At 69.5% G+C, this 21,876-nt stretch carries 19 protein-coding genes and 1 pseudogene; 8 read left to right on the top strand and 12 right to left on the bottom strand.

Features of this window, described 5'->3' with window-relative positions; translation table 11 throughout:
• Positions 1 to 217 precede the first annotated feature (217 nt).
• Together ACFY0P_RS29145 and ACFY0P_RS29150 are read right to left on the bottom strand one after the other, a co-directional pair.
• Positions 218 to 1,168 (bottom strand): SDR family NAD(P)-dependent oxidoreductase, encoded by a 951-nt coding sequence (locus tag ACFY0P_RS29145; protein ID WP_388919321.1) that lies wholly within the window; start codon positions 1,166 to 1,168, stop codon positions 218 to 220.
• Positions 1,169 to 1,446: 278 nt separating this feature from the next.
• Positions 1,447 to 2,376 (bottom strand): NADP-dependent oxidoreductase, encoded by a 930-nt coding sequence (locus tag ACFY0P_RS29150; protein WP_388919324.1) that lies wholly within the window; start codon positions 2,374 to 2,376, stop codon positions 1,447 to 1,449.
• 90 nt (positions 2,377 to 2,466) lie between these two features.
• Between ACFY0P_RS29150 and ACFY0P_RS29155 the strand changes: the two genes are divergently transcribed.
• From ACFY0P_RS29155 to ACFY0P_RS29165, 3 genes are all read left to right on the top strand, one after another.
• Complete coding sequence (locus tag ACFY0P_RS29155) at positions 2,467 to 2,868, top strand: winged helix-turn-helix transcriptional regulator (protein WP_388919327.1); 402 nt, start codon at positions 2,467 to 2,469, stop codon at positions 2,866 to 2,868.
• A gap of 172 nt (positions 2,869 to 3,040) precedes the next feature.
• Positions 3,041 to 3,460: a hypothetical protein gene (locus ACFY0P_RS29160; protein WP_388919330.1), complete on the top strand. Its 420-nt coding sequence runs from the start codon at positions 3,041 to 3,043 to the stop codon at positions 3,458 to 3,460.
• Positions 3,457 to 4,302: a hypothetical protein gene (locus tag ACFY0P_RS29165; protein ID WP_388919332.1), complete on the top strand. Its 846-nt coding sequence runs from the start codon at positions 3,457 to 3,459 to the stop codon at positions 4,300 to 4,302. Before ACFY0P_RS29160 ends, ACFY0P_RS29165 begins: the two co-directional genes overlap by 4 nt.
• 95 nt (positions 4,303 to 4,397) lie before the next feature.
• On the opposite strand, the gene ACFY0P_RS29170 is transcribed toward ACFY0P_RS29165, so the two are convergent.
• Together ACFY0P_RS29170 and ACFY0P_RS29175 are read right to left on the bottom strand one after the other, a co-directional pair.
• The gene (locus tag ACFY0P_RS29170; protein WP_388920006.1) at positions 4,398 to 4,985 is read right to left on the bottom strand and encodes a transposase; all 588 of its coding nucleotides are present in this window, start codon (positions 4,983 to 4,985) and stop codon (positions 4,398 to 4,400) included.
• Positions 4,966 to 5,115 carry a hypothetical protein gene (locus ACFY0P_RS29175; RefSeq protein ID WP_388920039.1) on the bottom strand — a complete coding sequence of 50 codons (150 nt, stop codon included), beginning with the start codon at positions 5,113 to 5,115 and terminating at the stop codon, positions 4,966 to 4,968. Before ACFY0P_RS29175 ends, ACFY0P_RS29170 begins: the two co-directional genes overlap by 20 nt.
• Positions 5,116 to 5,305: 190 nt before the next feature.
• Between ACFY0P_RS29175 and ACFY0P_RS29180 the strand changes: the two genes are divergently transcribed.
• Positions 5,306 to 6,391: a hypothetical protein gene (locus ACFY0P_RS29180; protein ID WP_388919335.1), complete on the top strand. Its 1,086-nt coding sequence runs from the start codon at positions 5,306 to 5,308 to the stop codon at positions 6,389 to 6,391.
• A 140-nt stretch (positions 6,392 to 6,531) separates the two neighbouring features.
• Positions 6,532 to 6,794: pseudogene (locus ACFY0P_RS29185) on the top strand (hypothetical protein); the annotation flags it as partial.
• A 1,659-nt stretch (positions 6,795 to 8,453) separates the two neighbouring features.
• On the opposite strand, the gene ACFY0P_RS29190 reads toward ACFY0P_RS29185, so the two are convergent.
• The 4 genes from ACFY0P_RS29190 to ACFY0P_RS29205 all read right to left on the bottom strand — a co-directional run bounded on the left by ACFY0P_RS29190 (position 8,454) and on the right by ACFY0P_RS29205 (position 13,401).
• Complete coding sequence (locus tag ACFY0P_RS29190; protein WP_388919337.1) at positions 8,454 to 9,428, bottom strand: 3-hydroxybutyryl-CoA dehydrogenase; 975 nt, start codon at positions 9,426 to 9,428, stop codon at positions 8,454 to 8,456.
• Between the two features lie 93 nt (positions 9,429 to 9,521).
• Positions 9,522 to 10,700, bottom strand: a complete 1,179-nt coding sequence (locus tag ACFY0P_RS29195; protein ID WP_388919340.1) for an acyl-CoA dehydrogenase family protein — start codon at positions 10,698 to 10,700, stop codon at positions 9,522 to 9,524.
• A 50-nt stretch (positions 10,701 to 10,750) separates the two neighbouring features.
• Positions 10,751 to 11,899 (bottom strand): CaiB/BaiF CoA transferase family protein, encoded by a 1,149-nt coding sequence (locus tag ACFY0P_RS29200; RefSeq protein ID WP_388919343.1) that lies wholly within the window; start codon positions 11,897 to 11,899, stop codon positions 10,751 to 10,753.
• Positions 11,896 to 13,401: an aldehyde dehydrogenase family protein gene (locus ACFY0P_RS29205; protein ID WP_388919346.1), complete on the bottom strand. Its 1,506-nt coding sequence runs from the start codon at positions 13,399 to 13,401 to the stop codon at positions 11,896 to 11,898. Before ACFY0P_RS29205 ends, ACFY0P_RS29200 begins: the two co-directional genes overlap by 4 nt.
• A 204-nt stretch (positions 13,402 to 13,605) precedes the next feature.
• On the opposite strand from ACFY0P_RS29205, the gene gabT reads away from it, so the two are divergent.
• Complete coding sequence (gene gabT / locus ACFY0P_RS29210; protein WP_388919349.1) at positions 13,606 to 14,982, top strand: 4-aminobutyrate--2-oxoglutarate transaminase; 1,377 nt, start codon at positions 13,606 to 13,608, stop codon at positions 14,980 to 14,982.
• A gap of 7 nt (positions 14,983 to 14,989) precedes the next feature.
• Here the strand turns inward: gabT and ACFY0P_RS29215 are convergent, their stop codons facing one another.
• The 4 genes from ACFY0P_RS29215 to ACFY0P_RS29230 form a co-directional block, all read right to left on the bottom strand.
• The gene (locus ACFY0P_RS29215; RefSeq protein ID WP_388919352.1) at positions 14,990 to 16,528 is read right to left on the bottom strand and encodes a PucR family transcriptional regulator; all 1,539 of its coding nucleotides are present in this window, start codon (positions 16,526 to 16,528) and stop codon (positions 14,990 to 14,992) included.
• Positions 16,529 to 16,569: 41 nt separating this feature from the next.
• The gene (locus ACFY0P_RS29220; protein WP_388919355.1) at positions 16,570 to 17,049 is read right to left on the bottom strand and encodes a dirigent protein; all 480 of its coding nucleotides are present in this window, start codon (positions 17,047 to 17,049) and stop codon (positions 16,570 to 16,572) included.
• Positions 17,050 to 17,051: 2 nt separating this feature from the next.
• The gene (locus tag ACFY0P_RS29225; RefSeq protein ID WP_388919358.1) at positions 17,052 to 18,527 is read right to left on the bottom strand and encodes an aldehyde dehydrogenase family protein; all 1,476 of its coding nucleotides are present in this window, start codon (positions 18,525 to 18,527) and stop codon (positions 17,052 to 17,054) included.
• 78 nt (positions 18,528 to 18,605) lie between these two features.
• Positions 18,606 to 20,123, bottom strand: a complete 1,518-nt coding sequence (locus ACFY0P_RS29230; RefSeq protein WP_388919361.1) for an APC family permease — start codon at positions 20,121 to 20,123, stop codon at positions 18,606 to 18,608.
• 198 nt (positions 20,124 to 20,321) lie between these two features.
• Here ACFY0P_RS29230 and ACFY0P_RS29235 point away from each other — a divergent pair, with 198 nt between their 5' ends.
• Together ACFY0P_RS29235 and ACFY0P_RS29240 are read left to right on the top strand one after the other, a co-directional pair.
• Positions 20,322 to 21,071, top strand: a complete 750-nt coding sequence (locus ACFY0P_RS29235; RefSeq protein ID WP_388919364.1) for a FadR/GntR family transcriptional regulator — start codon at positions 20,322 to 20,324, stop codon at positions 21,069 to 21,071.
• 43 nt (positions 21,072 to 21,114) lie between these two features.
• Positions 21,115 to 21,855 carry a hypothetical protein gene (locus ACFY0P_RS29240; RefSeq protein ID WP_388919367.1) on the top strand — a complete coding sequence of 247 codons (741 nt, stop codon included), beginning with the start codon at positions 21,115 to 21,117 and terminating at the stop codon, positions 21,853 to 21,855.
• The last annotated feature ends 21 nt before the right edge of the window (positions 21,856 to 21,876 follow it).

Below are 21,876 nucleotides of genomic sequence, written 5' to 3' on the forward strand. Positions count from 1 at the left end.
CCACCGTGTCCGGGAGTGCCTCGCAGGCTGCGAGGCGGCTCCGACGGGCCGCACCACCTTCGAGCCTGCGCTTACCGACAGCCCCTGGCCATGGGCCGGACCTCGACGTGTTCGTACTCGGCGCACACCGTCCGGACGGCACCCCATCACGGAAGCGCGGTCACCACCCCGCAGTTGGCCACCCTGACCATGCTGGTTGGTCAGCCCGAGCCTGGGACTATCCAGGGATGGCGCCGAGGTCGACTCCGGTCAGGTCGCAGCTTGCGTCCCACAACCGCGCCGCGACGGAGGTGTCGGCGAGGTGGTTCCACACCGGTTCACGTCGGGGCTTGCCGCGCAGGCTGAAGACGCGCGGTCCCCAGAGCTGTCCTCCGCGCACGGTTGGTTCGAGCACCGCTCGGACCGCGGGCCAGGCACCGGCGTGCTTGCCCTGGACGAGGAGGGCGGCGGGTGCACCGCAGAGCCGCGCGCCGGCGGTCCGCACCTGGACCGGCGGTCGTGACGGGGTCAGGGAGTCCAGCGCACCCCCGGGGTGGACCACCACGCTTGCCACCGGACTGTCGACCGCGCGCAGGCGCCGGTCGAGTTCGAGGCCGAAGTACATCTGCGCCAGCTTGGAGCGTCCGTAGACGCGCTTGGGCTGGTAGTCCTTCCGGGACTGCAGGTCGTCGAGGTCAAGCCGCTCGGACTTGGCGGCGAAGCTGCCCATGGTCACCACGCGGGCCGCCGGTGCGGCCGACAGCAGGGGCAGCAGCCAGTGGGTCAGCGCGAAGTGCCCGAGGTGGTTCGTGCCGAACATGAGCTCGTGACCGTCCCCGGTCTCCCGGCGCGGCGGGTCGTCGAGCGCGACGCCGGCGTTGTGGAGCACCGCGTCGAGGTGCTCCACGTCCAGTGATTCCACCGCCGTTCCGAGCGTCGGCAGGTCGGCGAGGTCCAGCCGTACCGCCCGCACCCGCGCGCCGGGGACACGCGAGCGGATCGAGGCCGTGGCGGCTTCGGCCTTCGCGGGGTTCCGGCTGCCCAGGACGACGGTGGCCCCGGTCACGGACAACTGCTCCGCGACGAAGTATCCGATGCCGGCGTTGCCGCCGGTGACCAGGAAGACGCTGCCGTCGGCACGCGGGAGCCGTCGGACATCCCAGGGCGGGGTGGAGGGCGAGGACGACATGGCGGCGTGGCTCCCTTGCTGTCGAAGGCGGCTGCGGCCGCCCGGCAGGGCGGCTCGGCACCCACGGTTCCAGCACCCCGACACATCGCCTACAGATCACCGACAGCCCCGCCCGACGGCCGGCGTCCCACCGACGCGGTGCACGCTCCTGTCGGTGGACTACCGCTCCGGCCGGCCCGAGCTTGCTGACGCCTACGCACACCAAGCCGTCCGACGTGCAGCCTTCATCACGCACGAGTCTCAGTGGCACCTCGCTCTCGCGAGGCACCACGGCGGGATCAGACGGTGAGAACCAGCTTGCCCTGCAGGTGGCCGCCGTCGAGCAGCCGGTGCGCGTCGGCGACGCGCTCGAACGGGAACGTCTCCTGCACGTGGACCCGGAGCCTGCCCTGTTCGACGAGGTCGACGAGACCTCGCAGGGCGACCGGATCGGGGTCGACCCCGATGCCGCTGAAGCGCATTCCGGCCGCCTCGTACTTGGCGATGAGCTCCGTATCCTCCTCGGCGACCGCCGTCACCAGGTGACCGCCCGGGCGGAGCACTTGGAGGGACCGCTCGGCGGTGTCGCCGCCGATGGTGTCGAGCACGACGTCGATGTCGCGGACCGCCTCGGTGAAGTCGGCCGCCGTGTAGTCGATCACTTCGTCGGCGCCGAACCCCTCGACGAACTTGCGCTTCCTCCCGCTTGCGGTCGCGATCACGTGCGCGCCGAGCGCTTTCGCGATCTGGATCGCGACGTGGCCGACCCCGCCGCCACCGCCGTGGACCAGGACGCGGTCGCCCTCGGCCACGCCGCCGAGGTCGACGAGACCTTGCCACGCCGTCAGCCCGACGATCGGCAGGGCCGACGCCTCGACATGCGAGAGCGACACCGGCTTGCGCACCAGGTGCAACGCCGGCGCCGCCACGACCTCGGCGTACGCGTTCGCCGCCCGCGGGAACCGCGGCATCCCGAACACCTCGTCGCCGGGCCTGAACCGCCACGACTGCGACGCCTCCTCTACCACACCGCTGATGTCCCAGCCGAGCACGAACGGCGGTCGGCCGAGCAGCGGGAACTCGCCGGCGCGCAGGCGCGCCTCCAGTGGGTTCAGGCCGATCGCCCTGACGCGGACGAGTACTTCGGTCGGCAGGGGCCGGGGCTGGGGTGCGTCCACGACGGTGAGCACCTCGGGACCGCCGAGCGTGTGCTGGGTGATGACTCGCATGACTCTCCTGGGTCTGGAGGGGGGAGAGAACCCAGGCTAGGTTTCCGACAGGAACCAGCAGGTACCTGCGGCGCAGGTACCGTTGGCGCCATGAGCGGTTTCGGTCCCGACGATCCCTTTCTCGCCGACTGCCCGGCACGTCTGGCGGTCGACCTCATCGCCGACAAGTGGACGGTGGTCGTGCTCTACGGCCTCAGCAAGGGCCCGGTCCGCCATGGCGAGCTGATCGGGCTGATCGGCGGCATCTCCCGCAAGATGCTCACCCAGACACTCCGACGGCTCGAGACGCACGGACTCGTCCGCCGCCACGCCTACGCCGAGGCCCCGCCCCGCGTCGAGTACGAGCTCACGCCGCTCGGGGCGACGCTGATCGATCCGATCCACACGCTGACCGAGTGGGCCAGGGAGAACGGCGACGCGGTGCTCGACGCGCTCGACACCGATCCCGAACCGATGGCCTACAGCGACCAACGCCCCCGGCTAGGACACTGAACATTTCCCGGTTCGGCGGATTCCGACGGACAGCGTCCGTCATGCCCTGGGAACCGGCGCCGAACGTCCATCCGGGGGGTTGTGGGGGAACCCACTGCCTGATAGCAGCTCCGTCTGGGACGCTACATCCGGTGAACGTGCCGTCGCCGGGGGGTCGGTTATGCAGGGGACGATGTCCATCGCCTACGGCGCGGTGGGCGGCTTCGTCGTAGAGGTCGTGGTCTTCTACGGGCGGATTGCGGCCTGGCAGGCTGCCCGGCATCGTGCCCTCGAAAGGAACAGACGGCGAAAGCAGTTACCCACGCTCGACAAGTACGTCGACCCCGCATCTGACGCCATGGCAGCCCTGACGCGTGTGTCGCTTGGGGCTGGCGCCGGATGGATTTTCTCCCCGCAGCTGACCGGTGCGTTAGCCACAGTCGCCGTCGGCGCTTCCGCGCCGGCGTTACTGCGGCAGCTGGGCAGCGCTCGCACTCTGCAGGCACTGATCACCACGACGCACTCGGGTTCAGAGCCGGCGCAGGCGTCAGAGCCGGCGCAGGCGGGTGAGTCGACCGTGCTGCCGGGCGAGGCGGAGGCGGCCGAGTCATGAGCGGGTTCGCGCAGAGGTACTGGGCATCACTGACGGATACAGACATCACATCCCTGGATCAGCTGATCGAGCAGGGGCGGTCACGGGACGGATCACTGTGGCGGAGGTATCTGGTTTCCCTCCTCGACGTGCCAATGACACGGACGACAGTCCGGGAGACAGAGCAGGCGAAGAGCGAGCCGTCAGTCTCCGGCGAACGCCCGGCATCAACCGCGTTCTACGCCCTCGAAACGACCATCGATGTCGGGGTAGCTGCGCAGTCCCCTAGGCGTTGGTGGCGCGGCACCAGCATGGCGCTTGCCACCCTGCTCGTCATCGTTACGGCCTTCGGTGCCGCTCGCCTGCTGTTACCTGCTCCGAGGCCTGCTTCGCCCAGTACGTCGGTCACCGCGGGCTATCACACAGTCAAGGACCCGGCCGGATACACGGTCGCCGTCCCACGAGGCTGGACCCGAAAACAAAAGCAGGGCGAGCAAACGCCGGTGGTCTACTACAACTCTCCCGACGACGGGCGCCAACTTCTGTTCTTCGAGGCTGCGGAAAGCAGTCCTATGGCATCACTCAGCCTTGCCGAGAACGATCCCGGCTACGGCTACAGCCACCTGCCCGGCTACAAGGCCCTCCACCGCGCCTCAGGTGCCGACTGGGCGGAACTCACCTACCGCTACGACGACAAGGACTCAGGAACCCTGCAAGTCATCGACCATCGGTTCCGAGCGGCGGACGGCAACGTCTACGCGACCCGCGCCAGCAGTCCCGCGTCCCTTCCCCTTGTCCTCATCCGCGAGCCACTCGACATCGCGGTGCGGTCCTTCTGCCCGTCTCACGCCGTCTGCACGTAGGAGACTTCGTCCCCGGCCTCCTTTTAGGACTTGCAACCTATAGCGGCAGTGTGCGCCTGCAGGGCACCGGCGAGTGCCTGGATGATTCGGTTTGATCATGTGATGCGGTAGAGGGTGAGGATGCGATGGCGGTCGGTGTGGGCTCGGCGGCCGGCGGCGGTGTTGGCGTAGCCGGCGAGCTTGAGCACGCTGCGGATCAGGTCGCGGAGGGCAGCGAGTACGGCGGGCGCATTGTGGGTCCTGACTTGGGACTTGTCCTCGTTGAAGGTGACATCCCGGCACCAGTGGACGGTATCTTCCACGGTCCAGTGTCCGCGTGCCCAGGAGGCGATCTCGGCCTCGGCAGGCAGGTCGGTGATGGCGTAGACGGTCTCGCTGGACCATTTTTCGCCCCGTAGAGACGGCGCCGGCGCTGGATGCGCAGGACCTGGGACGCGTGCGGGAAGAGCAGGCCCTCGACGGTGACGACCTGCACGAGCCGCTGCTCGTGACGGCCGTGGCCCCGGGCGTCGTCGCGGTGGATCACGGGGATCGCCTTCCAGGGCAGGGCGTGGAGTTGACGAGCCTGGCCGCGCTGGTTGTTCTTGATGGTCAGCAGGGAGTGAGCGCCGCGTTCGCGCAGGTAGGTGGCGTGGTCGCGTTGGGCGTGGAGGGCTTCGGCGGTCACGACCACCCCGCGAGATCCGCGTCGTCGATCTGGTCGAGGAGAGGTGCGAACTCGGGGATTTCGTTGGTCTTCGCGCCGATCTCGGGGGAGGCGAGCGGGGGAACGAACACGGCACCCTCGTGGATCTTGCAGCGTAGAGAACTCATGATCCACAGGTGCCGTGTTCACCTGCTTCCTGGGCCCGTTGCCGCGATCAACCACTCCAAGCCGGGGCGAGCGGGCACACACCGGAGCCCTGTCCACGCAGCCCTCACGAGTTCGGTCTCATCACTCCTCTCACAGCGATCTGACTGCTAGTTTGATCAAAATCTGTCAGGCGACCTGGAGGGTGATGATTTGAGCGACATAGCCCACGAGAGCGGCAAACACACGAACCGGCGCGCATTCCTTCGTGGCAGCGCAGCGTTGACCGTCGCCGCCGCGACCGGCGGACTCTCCCTGTCCGCGGCGGGAACGGCCAATGCCAAGGTGGATCCGACCCTGCATTTCAAACTCAACGGGACCGGCGATAATCCCGTCTGGCGGCAGACGCTTCATCAGCCCTACTGGGCGATGCAGTCGTTCGCCTACGATCACGTCTACGGGCACATCTACTTCGTGCAGACCAAAGTGGGCAGTGACAACGGCGATCTGTGGGTGTCGAGGACCGATCTCTCGGGCAATGTGCTCGGAGCCATGGCGATTCACGCGTTCGACCACGGCTCGTCCATCGGGGTCGAGCCCGACACCGACGGATCTCCCTACATCTGGGTGGCAGGCGACTGGGAGAGTAAGAATCCCAATGCCACGCCGCCTGAGCCGCCGAACAGTCACAAGATCGCCCGCTTCAAGTACAAGGACGGCGGCGACCTCGACTACTTCAATCGCGGCGGGCAGTATCTCGGGGTGTTCCCGATGGACGTCGCGACCTTCCTCGACTGTCCTCGTCCGGCGATCGATCCCTACAACAACCGGCTTCTCATTCGGTACATGGGAACGACGACCCCTTGGCGTCTGGCGCTGTTCGACCTATCCGAGGTGCTGTCCTCGGGTGTCATTTCCAAGCGCCTGCTGGAGCGGGCCATTCCCACCAACGCCGAACTCGGGCTGAACGACAGCGACCAGTTCCAGGGCATCACCGCATACGGGCAATACGCCTACCTGCTCTTCGGCGGACCACCCTCTAGCAGCGACTCCACCCCGCCCTCGTACATCATATGCATCGACATGAACGATCCTGGAAGTGCATACCGCTGGAAATTCGCGACGACGGCCGGCGCCTCCTTGCCCGGACGTGAACCCCAGGGCATAGCCGTTTGGCGGTCCTCCAGCGGCCCGCGACTTGCCTTCGGTTTCTCCGACAAGATCACCAGCACCAGCCCCGACTCGTTCGAGGCCAGCGTGTTCTTCAAGGACCAACTGACCTCAGCGTGGCCCTCCTGACCCTTCTCAGTCCAGGACCCCGGTGTGTGCCCGCTCGCCCCGGCTTGGAGTGGTTGATCGCGGCGACGGGCCCCGGAAGCAGGTGAACACGGCACCTGTGGATCACGAGTTCTCTACGCTGCAAGATCCACGAGGGTGCCGTGTTCGTTCCTCCATCATCCCCTGTCGCTGTCCCCGTGCCTCATGCGGCCTGCCTTCAAGCCCTCGGCGAGGGTGCCGCCAAGGAGCAAGTCCGCGGGCTGATCACGGAGTTCGAGGCGGTCACCGACCCACGAGGGGCTTGCGGGGTGCGCGCGAAGCGACCGGACGGCAGCCAGATCTTCGTCCTGTCCGCCGTCCGACACGGCGACGGTGTCACGCTCGCCTCCCGCGAGTCGGCGCGAAGACCAACCAGATCCCCGAGTGAGGCCCGACCGGCCCCCGAGGCCAAGGGAAAGCAACGGAGGCAGAGGAGGACCGCATGGCCCCATCGTCGAAGATCTTCTTCGAGGAAGTACGGCGGCTTACGCAGCGGCGGCAGGTTCTTCGGGTCTGGCCGGTCCGGTCGAGACGGGGAACCTCCTACCGGTGTCGACGTACACGGACGGAGGCGTCGAGTACAGCGTCGAACTCGACGTCAGAGAGGGCTATGTGGACTGCGTCGTCGGCACCGAAACAGAAACTGTCGACTTCACGGTGAACGTGGAGCAACTGGCGCCTGCTGGCGGGGTCAACGGGGGCCGCGGAAAATCTCCTACAGCGCCCGCAACCTCGAGCAGCGCAGGAAATCCCTGCCGGAGCGAGCCGGATACATCCGGCTCGTACAGCCTTTGCCGGCCGACAGAGGCGCTGATGCGGCAGGCCGGTGCACGTGAAGGGAAGAAAGCGGCACGCTCTTGGAGCAGGGCTTGCAACCAACTCGGCTGCGGTTTCTGCTCCTCGAGCACCACTGCCGGCGGCTCGTAGGCCCTGCGCAGTCGCAGGCAGTCAAGCGATCGTCGGGCTCACGCGACGGTCAACGGGGCCTGACGTCGTGTGTGGCGATCGTGTGCGGGAGACGAAAATCCATGGCCCGGCCGACCTCTCGCCAGGTCGCCTCTGCCGTCCTGCGTGCATCGGCGGCCACATCACCGCGTTCGCGTATGAGCCGTTCGTAGATCGGGGCGTCGCTGTGCGCCGTTGTACTCACCGTACTGGTTCCTTCCTGATGACGACACCCGCTTGGTCTCCGGGCGCAGGCGGGGGACGAGTCTATGGTGCCCGTTCCGCCAGCATCGTCCCGTTCCGCCAGATGGGACGCGAGATGCACCACACCACCAGCGCAGCCTTTGCGTTCCGTCTTCCCGCTCGCCGACGAGACGGTGGCTACGGCGGTCGTCAGGAGGTCCCGTCGCGAAATCCGTGAACGGTAATCACCCTGTTCGTCTCTATATCACGGTGTGTGAGCGTCGGGAGGCAGGCCGGTGATGTGCTCTAGCACGTCGGCAGCCGTGGGCAGTTCGGAGCGGACGAAATTGCAGGGGAGACAGGCGCCGACAGAGGAGCCGAGGATGCCGATCCGCTCCGGATCGATCCGCTCCGGACTCGCCGCTCGCGCCGACCGCTACCGGGAGGCACAACTGGCGGCACTCGCCCGGCGCCTGGCGGAGTACGGCGTACGGCTGCCGCCCGAAGTGACACCGGCCCTTCTGTTCATACCGACGAACACCCTCGTCGCGTCATCAGGATGGAGAACACGATGGGCAATGACGACACGACAGGCGGAGGTCGCCGAGTTCGTGGAGCAGTTCCCTCCAGCGCCACGAGGGGCTCGCCGCCGAGGACGCAGGAGGCCGACGGTCCCGTGACGCGGGACAAAGGAGGACCATGTGCCGGACACATGCACCACATCCGCATCGCGGACGAAATGCTCGCCGACAGCGGCTCCGGGGAGTGGTGGGAGGGCTTGGGCGGGAGCTCCGCGGTCGTCTTCCGGTCCTCCTCAACGGACTGTGGTTGCCGTGGGAGCTGGTGGCAGGACTTCGACACCGTGGATCCGGTCACCGATTTCGTGAAGCCGCCGTGTGAGCGGAAGGATGCGGCGTCAGCCGATGGACGGTGATGTGCCGAGCCCCGATGCCGACTCCGGTCCGCTACGGGGAGCCGCCGCCCGTTGGGCGTAGTCGTGAAAGCCACGGCCGGTCTTCCTGCCCAGCAGCCCGGCGTCGACCATGCGCAGCAGGAGCGGCGGCGGGGAATGCAGGGGCTCCTTGAACTCCTCGTACAGGGAGCCGGCGATGGCCTTGAGCGTGTCGAGGCCGATCAGGTCTGCCAGCCGGAGCGGGCCCATGGGGTGGGCGCAGCCGAGGACCATGCCGTTGTCGATGTCGGTCGCGGAGGCGAAGCCGGATTCCAGCATGCGGATGGCGGAGAGCAGGTACGGGACGAGGAGCGCGTTGACGACGAAGCCGGCGCGGTCGTGGGAACCGATGACCTTCTTTCCGAGGACGTCGGTGACGAAGTTCTCGCAGGTGTCGCGTGTCCGGCTGCTCGTCAGCAGGGACGGCACCAGTTCCACGAGGTCGAGGACCGGTACCGGGTTGAAGAAGTGGATGCCGATGACCTGGTCCGGCCTGGCGGTGGCCGTGGCGAGTCTCGCGATCGGTATGGAGGAGGTGTTCGACGCGAGGATCGTGCCGGGCTGGGTGACGACCCTGTCGAGGACGGTGAACACCTCCGTCTTGATCCGTTCGTCCTCCGCGACGGCCTCGATCACGAGGTCGCGGTCGGCCAGGTCCGCGAGATCGGTGGTGAAGCGGAGGCGGCGCAGCGCGGCATCGCGGTCAGCCTCGGTGAGCTTGTCGTTGCGCAGGTCCCGGTCCAGGGATGCGGTGACCCGGCGAAGGCCCGCGGCCACGGATGCGGGGCCGGTCTCGCTGACGACGACATCGAGTCCGGCGCGTGCGCACACTTCGGCTATGCCGCTGCCCATGAGGCCCGCTCCGACCACGCCTACGCGGCGGATGGCCGCGGCGGCGGTGCGCGGCGCGGTGGGGGGCGGGTGGGAAGACGGGGTCATATGGGTTCCTTCGCCGGGCGGGCTGGGCGGGCTGGGTCCGGTTCCGGACGCGCAGGGCCGCGCCTCGCGTCCGGAACCGGGGTCTGGAGTGGGTCAGCGGTACGCGGCCTGGCCGGTGAGGGCCTGGCCGATGACCAGGGTGTGGATCTCGCTGGTGCCCTCGTAGGTGAGGACGGACTCGAGGTTGTTGGCGTGGCGCAGCGGTGAGTACTCCAGGGAGATGCCGTTGGCGCCGAGGATGGTGCGGCACTCGCGGGCGATGGCAAGGGCCTCGCGGACGTTGTTGAGCTTGCCCACACTGATCTGCTCGGGGCGGATGCAGCCCTGGTCCTTGAGGCGGCCCAGGTGCAGGGCGAGGAGGGCGGCGCCCCCCAGGGAGACGCTCATGTCGGCGAGCTTCTTCTGGGTGAGCTGGAAGGCGCTGATCGGCCGGTCGAACTGGACGCGGGCATCGGCGTATTCGACGGCGGTCTGCAGCGAGTCGCGGGCTGCTCCGACGGCTCCGAAGAGGATGCCGAAGCGGGCCTCGTTCAGGCAGGACAGCGGGCCGCGCAGACCCTCCGCCAGGGGCAGTCGGGCCGAGTCGGGCAGCCGCACGTTGTCGAAGTGGAGTTCTGAGGTGACGGACGCGCGCAGGGACATCTTCTGCTTGATGTCCTGGGTGGTGAAGCCGGGTGTGCCGCGCGGCACGAGGAACCCGCGGACGCCGTTCTCGGTCCCCGCCCAGACGGTGGCCACGTCGGCGATGGAGCCGTTGGTGATCCACATCTTGGAGCCGTTGAGGATCCAGTCGTCGCCGTCCCGGACGGCCTTCGTGCGCATCCCGGACGGGTTGCTGCCGAAGTCGGGCTCGGTCAGGCCGAAGCAGCCGATCGCCTCGCCGGCGGCGAGCCGGGGCAGCCACTCCTGCTTCTGCTCCTCTGAGCCCCACTTCCAGATGGAGAACATCGACAGCGAGCCCTGGACGGAGACGAAGCTGCGGAAGCCCGAGTCGGCGGCCTCCAGTTCCAGACAGGCGAGGCCGTAGCTGACGGCGTTGGTGCCGGCGCAGCCGTAGCCTTCGAGGTGCATACCCAGAACTCCCAACTTGCCGAGTTCAGGGGCGAGTTCGCGGGCGAAGTGGGCGTTCTCGAACCACTCTCCGAGGTGCGGGCGGACCCGGTCGGTGAGGAACTTGGCGACGGTGGCCTGGATCTCGCGCTCTTCGTCGGTCAGGACGGAGGAGATGTCTAGCAGGTCGAGGGGGTCCTTCATCGGCTTGCCGCCGCTCATGGTGTGCTCCAGGGGGTGGTGGTGATCGTTTGTCAGCGGGATGACCGGTGTCAGGAATCCAGCCAGGCCGTGAGGTCCTCGGTGTGTTCGCCCAGTCGTGGCGGTCGGCGTTCGTAGCGCGGCGGTGTACGGGAGAGGCCGATCGGGTTGGCGACCAGCTGGAGTGGGGCGCCATCCGTCCCGGTGACCGTGGCGCGCGGCCCCAGGCCGAGCGTTTCGGCGAGGTCGAAGGCCTGCGCGAGGTCGTTGACCGGACCGCAGGGCACACCCAGCGGGGTGAGGCGGGCGAACCAGTCGGCCGCGGTCCTCTTGGCCAGTGACTCGCGGAGCCGCCCGGCGAGTTCGTCGACGTGAGCGACTCGGTCCGGGTTGGTGGCGAAGCGGGGATCGCCGATCAGGTCCGGTGCGTCCAGGCCCTGGCACAGAGCGGCGAACTGCCGGTCGTTGCCGACGGCGATGACCAGCGGCCGGTCTTTCGCGGGGAAGGTCTCGTACGGCGCGATCGACGGGTGGCGGTTGCCCAGGATGCCCGGCACCCGGCCGGCCAGGGTGTAGCCGCCTGCCTGGTTGACCATGCTGGACAGCAGGCAGGACAGAAGATCGACCTGAACGTGCTGGCCGTCCCCGGAGCTCTCGCGGTGCCTCAATGCGGCCAGGACCCCGATCGCCGCGTGCAGTCCGGTCAGGACGTCCACCAGCGCCACACCCGTTTTCACCGGCTGCCCGGGGGCCGGCCCGGTGACGCTCATCAGACCGCCGACGGCCTGGATCAACAGGTCGTAGCCGGGCAGCGCGGCTCCCGCCGCTGCCCCGAAGCCGGTGATCGAGCAGTAGACAAGCCCGGCATTGAGTTCGCGGGCCCGGTCGTAGCCGAGGCCGTACTTGTCCATGGTGCCGGGCCGGAAGTTCTCGAAGAGGACGTCGGCTCTGCGTACCAGTTCCGTTGCCCGACGCAGATCACGCTCGTCACGCAGGTCAAGGCCGAGAGAGCGCTTGTTCCGGTTGACGGACAGATAGTACGTGGCCTCGCCCTGGGCGTAGGGCGGTCCCCAGGCCCGGGTGTCGTCTCCGTTGACGGGGTGCTCGACCTTGATCACGTCGGCGCCGAGGTCGGCCAGCAGCATGGTGGCGTACGGGGCGGCCAGGACGCGTCCGAAGTCGGCGACCAGCAAACCGGACAGGGGTCCCTCACCCGTCATCGGTCCACTCCCGACGCCCGTACGTACACCGTCTTGGTCCGGGTGAAGAACTCCCTCGCCGCGCGGCCCTGTTCCTTGGGGCCGTACGCGCTCTGCTTCGATCCCCCGAAGGGGACGTGCGGATCGGCGCCCGCCGTCTCGGAGTTGATGTGGAGCACGCCGACGTCGAGCCGCTCGGTGGCGGCGGTCACGGCGCGCAGGTCGTCGGTGAAGACGGCCGCGGAGAGCCCGAACTCGCTGTCGTCGGCGAGAGTGAGCGCCTCGTGCAGATCACGGGCCCGGCGCACGGACAGCACGGGGCCGAAGAGCTCCTCGCGCCACAGCGGGTCCTCTCCGGCGAGTTCGACCACGGTCGGCCGCAGGTACGCGCCCGCCATGCGGTCGTCTTCGTAGGGCCGGCCGCCTGTCAAAAGGTCCACCCCGGCGCGGGCGATGCCGGCGTCCACCGTCTTCTGGATCTCCTCCCGGGCCTGGAGCGAGACCACGGGCCCCATCTGCGTGCCTTCCGCGAGCGGGTCACCGACGCGCAGGGCCGAGACCCGCTTGGTCAGCAGGGTGAGGAACTCGTCGGCGACCGGTTCCTGGACGACGAGCCGGGAGGTGGCGGTGCACTTCTGGCCGGCGGAGCGGAAGGCTCCGGCCAGTACCTCCGCGGCCGCCAGTTCCAGGTCTGCGTCGGCCAGGACGACGGCCGCGTTCTTGCCGCCCATCTCGGTCTGGACAGGGCGGGCCAGCCTGCCGCACGTGGCGATCAGGCTCCGGCCGACGGAGGTCGAGCCGGTGAAGGTCACCGCGTCCACTCCGGGATGTTCGACGAGGCGACCGCCCAGGGCCCCGCCTCCGATCACCAGGGACAGCACGCCTGCCGGCAGCCCCGCCTCGACCAGCGCCTCGGCCAGACGTACGGCCAGCAGCGGAACCAGGCTCGCCGGCTTCCACACCACCGGGTTGCCGTAGCCGAGGGCGGGGGCGAGCTTCCAGGCGGGGATTGCGACGGGGAAGTTGAAGGGGGTGATGACGGCCGCGACTCCCACCGGCCGATGTGTCACGTGGATCTGCTCGCCGGGGCGCGGTGAGGCGAACACCTCGCCGACGGGGCGTGACGCCTCGCTCGCGTAGTACCGCAGAATCTCCGCGGCACGCCGTACTTCGCCCACGCCCTCGGCCCGGGTCTTGCCCTCCTCCCAGGACAGTTCGGTGCCCCAGTCCTCGGCGTGCGCGTCGAGGATGTCCGCGGCCCGGTCCAGGATCCGGCCGCGTGCGTGGGGCGGGGTGGCCGCCCAGCGGGGGAAGGCATCCCGGGCTGCGGTGACGGCCCGGTCCAGGTCGCGGTCCTGGGCGAGGCGTCCCACGGCCACGGTCTCGTGCGGGCGTGCTGGGTTGGCGTCGAGGAACTCGTCGCCGTCACCGGTGCGCCACTCCCCCGCGACCAGGTGGCGCAGGCTCCGCGGGGACCGGGAGAGTCCACCTGTCGTCGCGCTCGCGCCCGCACTCTGTGGCATCGGCCTTCCTTTCCTGCGTCGTACCCGCCGCCGTGGGCGGTTCGGGCTGGTGAGGGGGTCATTCTGGACACCGGTGCCACGGCGGCGCACTCGACGAGATGTCCCGCACTCCCCGGTCACAGCGCGCCGATCCGTCCATGGCCGTGTGCGGGTGGCGGTGCTTGGCTCGGCGTTCCCATCCCTGCACACCCCGGAGGACGATTCATGTCCGGTGCTTCCCGGCCGGCCGGCGGTCCCGATCTCGCGCAGGTCCGGCGGGTCGTGAGTGAGATCCCCGGCCCGCGTTCCCGTGAACTGCTGGCCCGTCAGCGCCGTCTGGTGCCGGCCGGAGTCGGCGCGACCCTGCCCGTGTTCGTAGAGGCGGCCGGTGGCGGGGTGATCGTCGACGCGGACGGCAACTCCTTCATCGACTTCGGCAGCGGCATCGCGGTGACCACGGTGGGCAACTCCGCCCCGGCGGTGGCGGAGCGCGCGGCGGCGCAGCTGCGCCGGTTCACCCACACGTGCTTCCTGGTCAACCCGTACGCGTCCTACCTCGACGTGTGCGAGAAGCTGAACGAGCTGGCACCCGTCCCCGGTGAGAAGCGCACGATCCTGGTCAACTCAGGGGCGGAGGCCGTGGAGAACGCCGTCAAGATCGCCCGTGCCGCCACCGGCCGGCCCGGCGTCGTCGTCTTCGACCACGCCTTCCACGGCCGCACGCTGCTCACCATGAGCCTCACCGCCAAGAACAGGCCCTACAAGCAGGGCTTCGGCCCCTTCCCGTCCGAGGTCCACCGGGCGCCGATGGCGTACCCGTACCGCTGGCCCACCGGCCCGGACCGGTGCGCCGAGGAGGCCGCGTACGCCCTCGCGGACCTGCTGGACCGGCAGGTGGGCGCGGAGAACGTGGCCGCCGTGCTGGTGGAGCCGATTCAGGGTGAGGGCGGCTTCGTCGTTCCGGCACCGGGCTTTTTGAACAGCGTTGCCAACATCTGCAGGGCCCGGGGCATCCTGCTGATCGTCGACGAGATCCAGGCCGGCATCGCCCGCACCGGCCAGATGTTCGCCTGCGAACACGAGGGGATCCAGCCCGATCTGATCACCACGGCCAAGGGGCTCGCGGGTGGGCTGCCGCTGGGCGCGGTCACCGGTCGCGCCGAGCTGATGGACGCGGTTCCGGCCGGCGGTCTGGGCGGCACCTTCAGCGGAAACCCGGTGGCCTGCGAGGCGGCGCTCGGTGTCTTCGAGGAGATCGAGACCCACGGTCTCCTGGAGCGTGCCCGCGAGATCGGCGACACCATGCTCGAAGCCCTTACCGAACTCGGCGACCGGCACCCGGAGATCGGCGAGGTGCGCGGTCGGGGCGCGATGATCGCGATCGAATTCGTCGAGCCGACGGGCCACCGGGTGCCCGCGCCCGACCTCGCGGCCCGCGTCGCGAGACGCTGCCACGAGAACGGGCTGCTCGTCCTGACCGCCGGCAGCTTCGGCAACGTGCTGCGGTTCCTGCCGCCCCTGTCGATCGCCGACGCCCTGCTGAAGGAGGGACTGTCCGTCCTCGGGGATGCCGTCGCCAGGGAAGTCACCTCGGACGCCTGACCGTCCGTCAGCCGCGGCGGTCGCCGTCGCCGGGCTCCTGCCAGGCGGACAGTGCCAGCAGGAGTTCGGCGCGCACATGGGCCGAGTCGAGGTCCGCACCCAGCACGCTCCGCACGCGCTCCATGCGGCTGCGCAGGGTGTGCCGGTGCACGCCGAGCGCTGCGGAGGCCGCCTCCCATCCGCCGTTGTGCTCCAGGAAGGCGCGCAGGGAGACAAGAAGGTCGGTGCCGTGCGCGGTGTCGTGTGCGGCGAGAGGCGTGAGCCGGGTCTCGGCCAGCGTCGCGAGGACCCGTCTCGTCTCCGGCAGGGCGGTCAGCAGCCGGCCGGCCAGCGACTCGAAGGGCACCACCTCCCGTCCACCCCGCGTCCGGGCCACCGACGCGGCGTTGAGGGCTTCCGCCAAGGCCGCGGACCCGGCGTCCAAGTTGTGAGCGGCGCTCAGTCCGGCCGACAGATGCGGCCGGAGCCGGGCCCGCGCGCCGTCCACGACCGTCTGCGCCGTGGCCGCGTGCCCGGCCGGCAGCAGTACCGCGGCGCAGCTCTCGTACACCCGGCCGAACAGGGGCAGTCCGCGCTCGACGAGTTCCGTCCCGACGGCTTCGAGCGCCTGGCGGGGGCTGCCGCCGCGCAACGCCAGGACTCGGATGCCGTCGCGGACGGGGAATCCCGCCTCGGACAGATGCTCCCGGCCGACGGCGGCGGGGACGGTCCCGTCCAGCAGCAGGCGCAGGAACAGTTCGTTGACATGGTTCTGCTCGTCGCGCAGCCGCAGCGGCTTCTCCGCCTCCAGGGCGATCAGTGACGCCGCGTGCCCGAGCAGGAGATGGTCGACCGGTGTCAGGGTGCGGCCGGCCACCAGAAGCAGGCGGCCGTGGACCCGGGGCCCCACGCGGACCTGCTGCACGGCCGTCACACCGTCCTGGTCGCAGCTCGCCGAGGCCGTCGCCTGCTCCGCGCCGCCCAGTCCTGTCACCCAGTCGTCGTGCATTGCTGCGGCACCGGGCGGATGGGCCGCGCGCACCCGGCCCTCGTGCTCCAGAAGGACGGCGGAGGTGCCGGTGGAGACGGCCAGTTCCCGCACCACGGCCTGGGCCCCGCCATGCAGCGCGGCCCGGGTCATCCGCGGCTGGATGCGCGAGGCCTGGACGAGACCCTCGTACTGCTGCTGGGCCAGGCGTTCCATGACCGCCTTGGTCACGGCCAGGAACGGCGTGGGCAGCGGCACCTCCAGCAGGGGCACTCCGGCCTCCTCCGCCGCTTCGACGAGCGGTTCGGGCACCTGCTCGTACGACAGGCCGATCCCGAAGCCGATCGCCGTCACTCCGGCTTTCCTGAGCCGGGCGACGTAGTCCTGGCAGGCGGCCGGGTCCGGCGCCAGGCGCAGCCCGGTGGTGAGCACGAGCTCACCACCGTTCAACCACGGTGCCGGGTCGGCGAGTTCGATGCTGTGGGCCCAGACCACGTCCCGGTCCAGGCCGCCTCGGCCCGCCAGCACTCTCAGCCCAAGGTCCTGGCGTCGTGTCAGCCAGCCGAGCGGCACACCCACCGCACTCACCATCCGTGACTTACAAGAGTGAATGTATTTTCTCAGTGCTCCACGAGGAACGTGAAGTCGTAGGCACTCCCCTTGGCGTCGAGAGCGTGCAGACGCATCTGCCCGCGCGCCTCGCGCCACTTGCCCGTGCCTCCGGTGATCGCGAGGGTGGAGTCGGCCGCGTCGTAGTACGGGCCCTGGACGACGAGCGAGCCGCCGTTCAGCGTGGTGGTCCAGCTGCACTCCCACGCCTTGCCGACCTTGGTCCGGACGCAGGAGCCCTGGTCGCTGCCGACCCGGCTGCCGTGGGTGTCGTAGACCGGGTTTCCGAAGGCAAGGGTGTCGCCGATGCTGTCACCGTGCGGCCCGACGTCGACGACCGTGTCGGTGTCGGCGTGTTCGACCACGATGAACGTCGCCGTGCGGCCGCGGTGCTGTGCGCCGGCGTCGCCCGCCTGCGCGACGGAGACTCCGACGGCGAGGACCGCGCAGGCCGTGGCGGCGAGGACGCCCGCGAGACGCGACTTCCGCATGGTCACCAACCACCTTCCGCGCGGCGGTCGTTGCGCAGTTCGCTGTCCCCGAGCTCGAAGACGAGCAGCTTGGACTCGGTGAAGGTGTCGAGGAACCAGCCGGAGAGCTCACGGCCGACGCCGCTCTTGCCGGTGCCGCCGAAGGGGGCGAGCTGGTCCCAGTAGTTGCTGGTCTCGTTGATGTTGACCGTGCCGTGCTGCAGGGCCTCCCCCACCCGCCAGGCGGTGGCGAGGTCCCGGGTCCACAAGGACGCGATCAGGCCGAGATCACTGGAGTTGGCGATCTGAACGGCCTCCTCAGCCGAGGAGACCTTGATGACCGGAGCGACCGGGCCGAAGGTCTCCTCCTGGGCGATGCGCATGTCCGTCGTCACCCCGGTGAGGATCGTCGCAGGGAAGAACAGGCCCTCCTCCTTGCCGAACTGCACGACGTCCGCGCCCTTCTCGCGGGCGTCCTCGACATGCTCGGCGATGCGCCGCAGGCTGGCCTCGTTGCGCACCGGCCCCATGTCGGTGTCATCCAACGCCGGGTCACCAATGCGGAGTTGGGCGGACCGGGCGGTCAGCTTGGTGACGAACTCGTCGTGCACGGCCTCGTGGACCAGGAGCCGCTCCGCCGAGGTGCAGACCTGGCCCGCGAAGTAGAAGCAGCCGTTGACCGCCGCCTCCACGGCCGCGTCGACGTCCGCGTCAGGGAGAATGATGAAGGGGCCGTCGCCGCCGAGTTCGAGCAGGTGCGGGCGCAGGGCCGCGGCGCGGGCGATGCGCTCACCGGTGGCGGTCGATCCGGTGAAGAACAGGCCGTCCACACCCGGGTGGTCGACCAGGGCCGCGCCGACGTCGCCGAAGCCGTGCACCACGTTGATCACACCGTCGGGCAGGCCGGCCTCGGTGAAGATCTCCGCCACCTGGTTGCAGCTGATCGGGGCGTACTCCGAGGGCTTCCAGACGGCCGTGTTGCCGGCGGCGACGATGTGCGCGAGAGCGATCGAGGAGATGTCGGTGGGGAAGTTGTACGGGGTGATCACACCGACCACGCCGAGCGGGCGGTAGTTCATGACCAGCCGCTTGTTGTTCGTCTGCTCCTGCGTGGAAGGGAACGACAGCCCGCGGTGCCGCAGCACCTCCTCGCCGGCCTTCTGCCAGGCGGGGGCCGCGTATTCGATGACCTCCTCGCGCGCCTCCGCGACGGTCTTGCCGATCTCCAGGGTCAGCGTGCGGGCGACGTCCTCGGCGCGCTCGGCGAACAGCGCGTGCACCCGGCGCAGGATCTTGACCCGCTCGATGAGAGGCGTGGCGGCCCACTGGGGCTGGGCCCGGCGGGCGGCGGCGACGGCCCCTTCCACGTCGTCGACGTCGCACCGGGCGACCTCGGCGAGGAGCTCACCGGACTGCGGCGAGTGCACGGGGAAGGTGCCCGCGCCGCCGTCCAGCCAGGAGCCGTCGACGAGTGCCTTCGTGGGCAGGGTTGTGGACATGCTGGTCTCCACCTTTGGATGTCACCGTCGCGCGGCGCGCGGCGGACGTACGAGAAGGGGACGGGGTCTCGACGCGCCTCAGACAGAGGCCGGCGACGAGGACGCGTCACGCGGGGCCGCCGCGGTCAGCGCGTCGCCGGCCGGGGCGTCGCCGCGTTCGTGCGGCTTGGCCAGGGCCATGTACAGGGCGCCCACCCCCACCACGACAAGACCGCTGACCAGCACGATGTAGTTGTCGTACCAGGCCGTGCCGGGCGTGCGGGGCCAGCAGATGTTGACGAGCGCGACGACGCCGTAGACGAGTGCGCCGATCGTGACCGGAAGACCCCACCGCCCGAGCCGGTACTCGCCGGACGGCCGCCAGCCGCGCAGCCGGGCCCGCAGGGAGGCGAGGACGACCATCTGGAAGGCCAGGTAGATGCCGAGGGTGGAGAAGGAGATGATCTTCACAAGGGCGTCGGCGGAGTACGCGGAACCCACGATGAGCAGCCCGGGAAGGACCGCCGCGAGCAGCAGGGCGTACGGCGGCACGCGCAGCCGTTCCGAGAAGGTCGCCAGGAGCCGGCTGCCGGCGATCATCCGGTCGCGGGCGAAGGAGTAGGTCAGCCGGCTGGCGGCGGCCTGCAAGCTCATCGCGCAGGAGATGAAGGAGAGCAGGACGACGACCAGGACGACGCGGGCGCCGCCGCTGCCGAAGGCGTCGGTGAGCACGGTGGTCACCGGGTCGGCGTCCTTGCCGGAGATCACCGCGCCGAAGTCGCTGACGGAGAGGATGAGGGCGAGACACACCGCCGTCGCGGCCGCGCCGCCGATGTAGATGGTGCGCCGCATCGAGGTGGGGATGCGGCGTCCGGGATTGGGCACCTCCTCGGCGACGTCGCCGCAGGCCTCGAAGCCGTAGTACTGGAAGACGCCGATGAGCGAGGCGGCGGCGAAGGCGTAGAGGTACGAGTGGTCGCCCTGGGATCCGTAGCCGTGGAAGAGCACGCCCAGTCCGTGGTGGCGGTTGGCGATCAGCAGCCAGGCGCCCACCACGACGGCCCCGATGATCTCGGCCACGAAGCCGAACACGGCGACGGCGGAGAGCACCTTTGTGCCGCCGAAGTTGATGACCGTGGCGAGCAGAAGGAGCCCGAGGGCGCACAGGATCGTCGTCGTGGTGCTGGAGGCGAAGCCGAACACGGCGGCCACGTACGGTCCGGCGCCGTACGCGACCGCCGAGATGGTGGACAGCAGGGCCAGGAGGTAGATCCAGCCGGTCATCCACCCCCACTTGCGGCCCCACAGCCTGCGGGCCCACGGGTACACCCCGCCGGCCACCGGGAACTGGGCGACGACCTCGCTGAAGACCAGCGCGACCAGCAGCTGGCCGACACCGGCGATCACGAAGGCCCAGATCATCGGCGGGCCGCCGGCCATCAGGGAGGCAGCGAACAGGGTGTACACGCCGACGACTGGCGAGAGGTAGGTGAATCCGAGGGAGAAGTTGGCCCACAGGCTCATGTCCCGCTTGAACTCGGACTCGTAGCCGAGGGCGGCCAGGCGCTGGGCGTCGGCGTCTGCGGGTGACGGCGGGGACTGCGTGGCGTCGTTCATCGACGGGCTCCTTGAGGGAAACACGCTGCTGCGGCGGGAGTCGGCGGGACCAGGCCAAGGGAGAGGCCGGACGGGCCGGAGTGCGTCCGGCATCGCGAGTGGCGAAAACCTACTACATTGGAGTTCAAAGGACAACGGTTTCACTGATAGCCTGAAGACGATCTCTCGTTACGCTCTGCACACCCTTGAGGAGGGGCCGTGGCGACAGTGGACGGCCGCTCGCCGGTGATGAGCGCCGCCTTCGCACCGTTGACCGACTCCGGACGGGCGGACATGGTGGTTCGCCGGATCGCGGAAGCGGTCACGATCGGGCTGATGGCCGACGGGGAACAGCTCCCCAGCGAGAGCGACCTCGCCTGCCAGCTCGGCGTCGCCAACGGCACTGTGCGCGAGGCCCTGGCCATGCTGCGCGAGCAGGGGCTGGTGGAGACCCGGCGCGGACGCAACGGCGGCAGCTTCATCCGCAGCCCGGAAGAGGGCCTTACCAGAATCCACCAGGCCCGCCTGAAGGAGCTGGGCATCTCGGAGCTGCGTGACCTGGGCGACGAACAGTTCGCCGTCTCGGGCACGGCGGCCCGCTTCGCCGCCGAACGCGCTCCGTCCGATCTGGCGAAGAGCCTGGATCACCTGGTTACGGCGCTACGCAAGGCCGAGTCCCCCGCCGAGCGGCGCAAGGCCGACGCCCGCTTCCACATCGAGCTGGCCGTCGCCGCGCAGTCCGTACGGCTGACCCGGCTGGAGGTCCGGCTGCAGGCGGAGCTCGGGCCGCTGCTGTGGCTGCAGGACGGGGACGGACCCGACGCGACGGCCTTCGCCGACCAGCACCACGAGATCCTGGTCGCCATCATGGCGGGGGACGCGACGACGGCACGTCGGCTGGCCGAGGAACACACCGTGGCCGGAGCCCGCCACCTGGTACGCACACACCTGCGGTTGACCGATGCCTGACCCGGTGGCGAACCCCACGCCGCCCTCCTTGACGGAGCACGCGATGACCAGCACCCCAGCCACCGGCATCGACCGGTGCAGCACGTCCATCCGGGACGCGGTGGACTCCGTGTACTCGGCACTGGCCGTCCTGGAGGCAGACGCGCGAGCACGCCTCACCACGGCGATCCGAAAGGGCCGGAAGCCGGCAACCGGCGACGTCGCCAGCCTGCGGCCCACGATCCAGGCACTCCTGCGCGGGCAGGGAGACGCGTTCAACGGCACGGGCGTGGTCACAGCACCCGGGATCCTCGCCGACGCCACCTTCCACATGGAGTGGTGGCAGCGAGTCGACGAAAAGGACTCCCGGCCCCTGCGACTGAACCTCGACCCGCGCAGCGAGAGCTTCTACGACTACACCCTCAAGCCCTGGTTCGTGATCCCCCGCGACGAAGGGCACGGCACGGTCATGGGACCGTACGTCGACCTGCACTGCGCCGGTCTCTACATCCTCACCTTCACCCGGCCGCTGACGGTGGACGGTGAATTCGTCGGAGTCGTCGGTGCCGACGTCCCGGTGGCCGCCTTCGAACAGATCGTCGTCCCCTCACTCAAGCACCTGGGAGACGAAGCCTTGCTGATCACCGGCGAGGGCCGGGTGCTGGCCGCGAACACGCCGGACTGGGCCGTCGGCGAGATCGCACGCGACCTCCTGAGCCATACAGCGGGGGTGGAACAGGCCACCGTACGAAACCCGGAAGTCGACTGGAGCGTGATCCGCGTGCGGCCCTCCGCCGTCGGCTGACGTAGGGGCGGGGGCCGCGGG

Source organism: Streptomyces sp. NPDC001714 (assembly GCF_042892755.1).
Classification (GTDB): Bacteria; Actinomycetota; Actinomycetes; order Streptomycetales; family Streptomycetaceae; genus Streptomyces.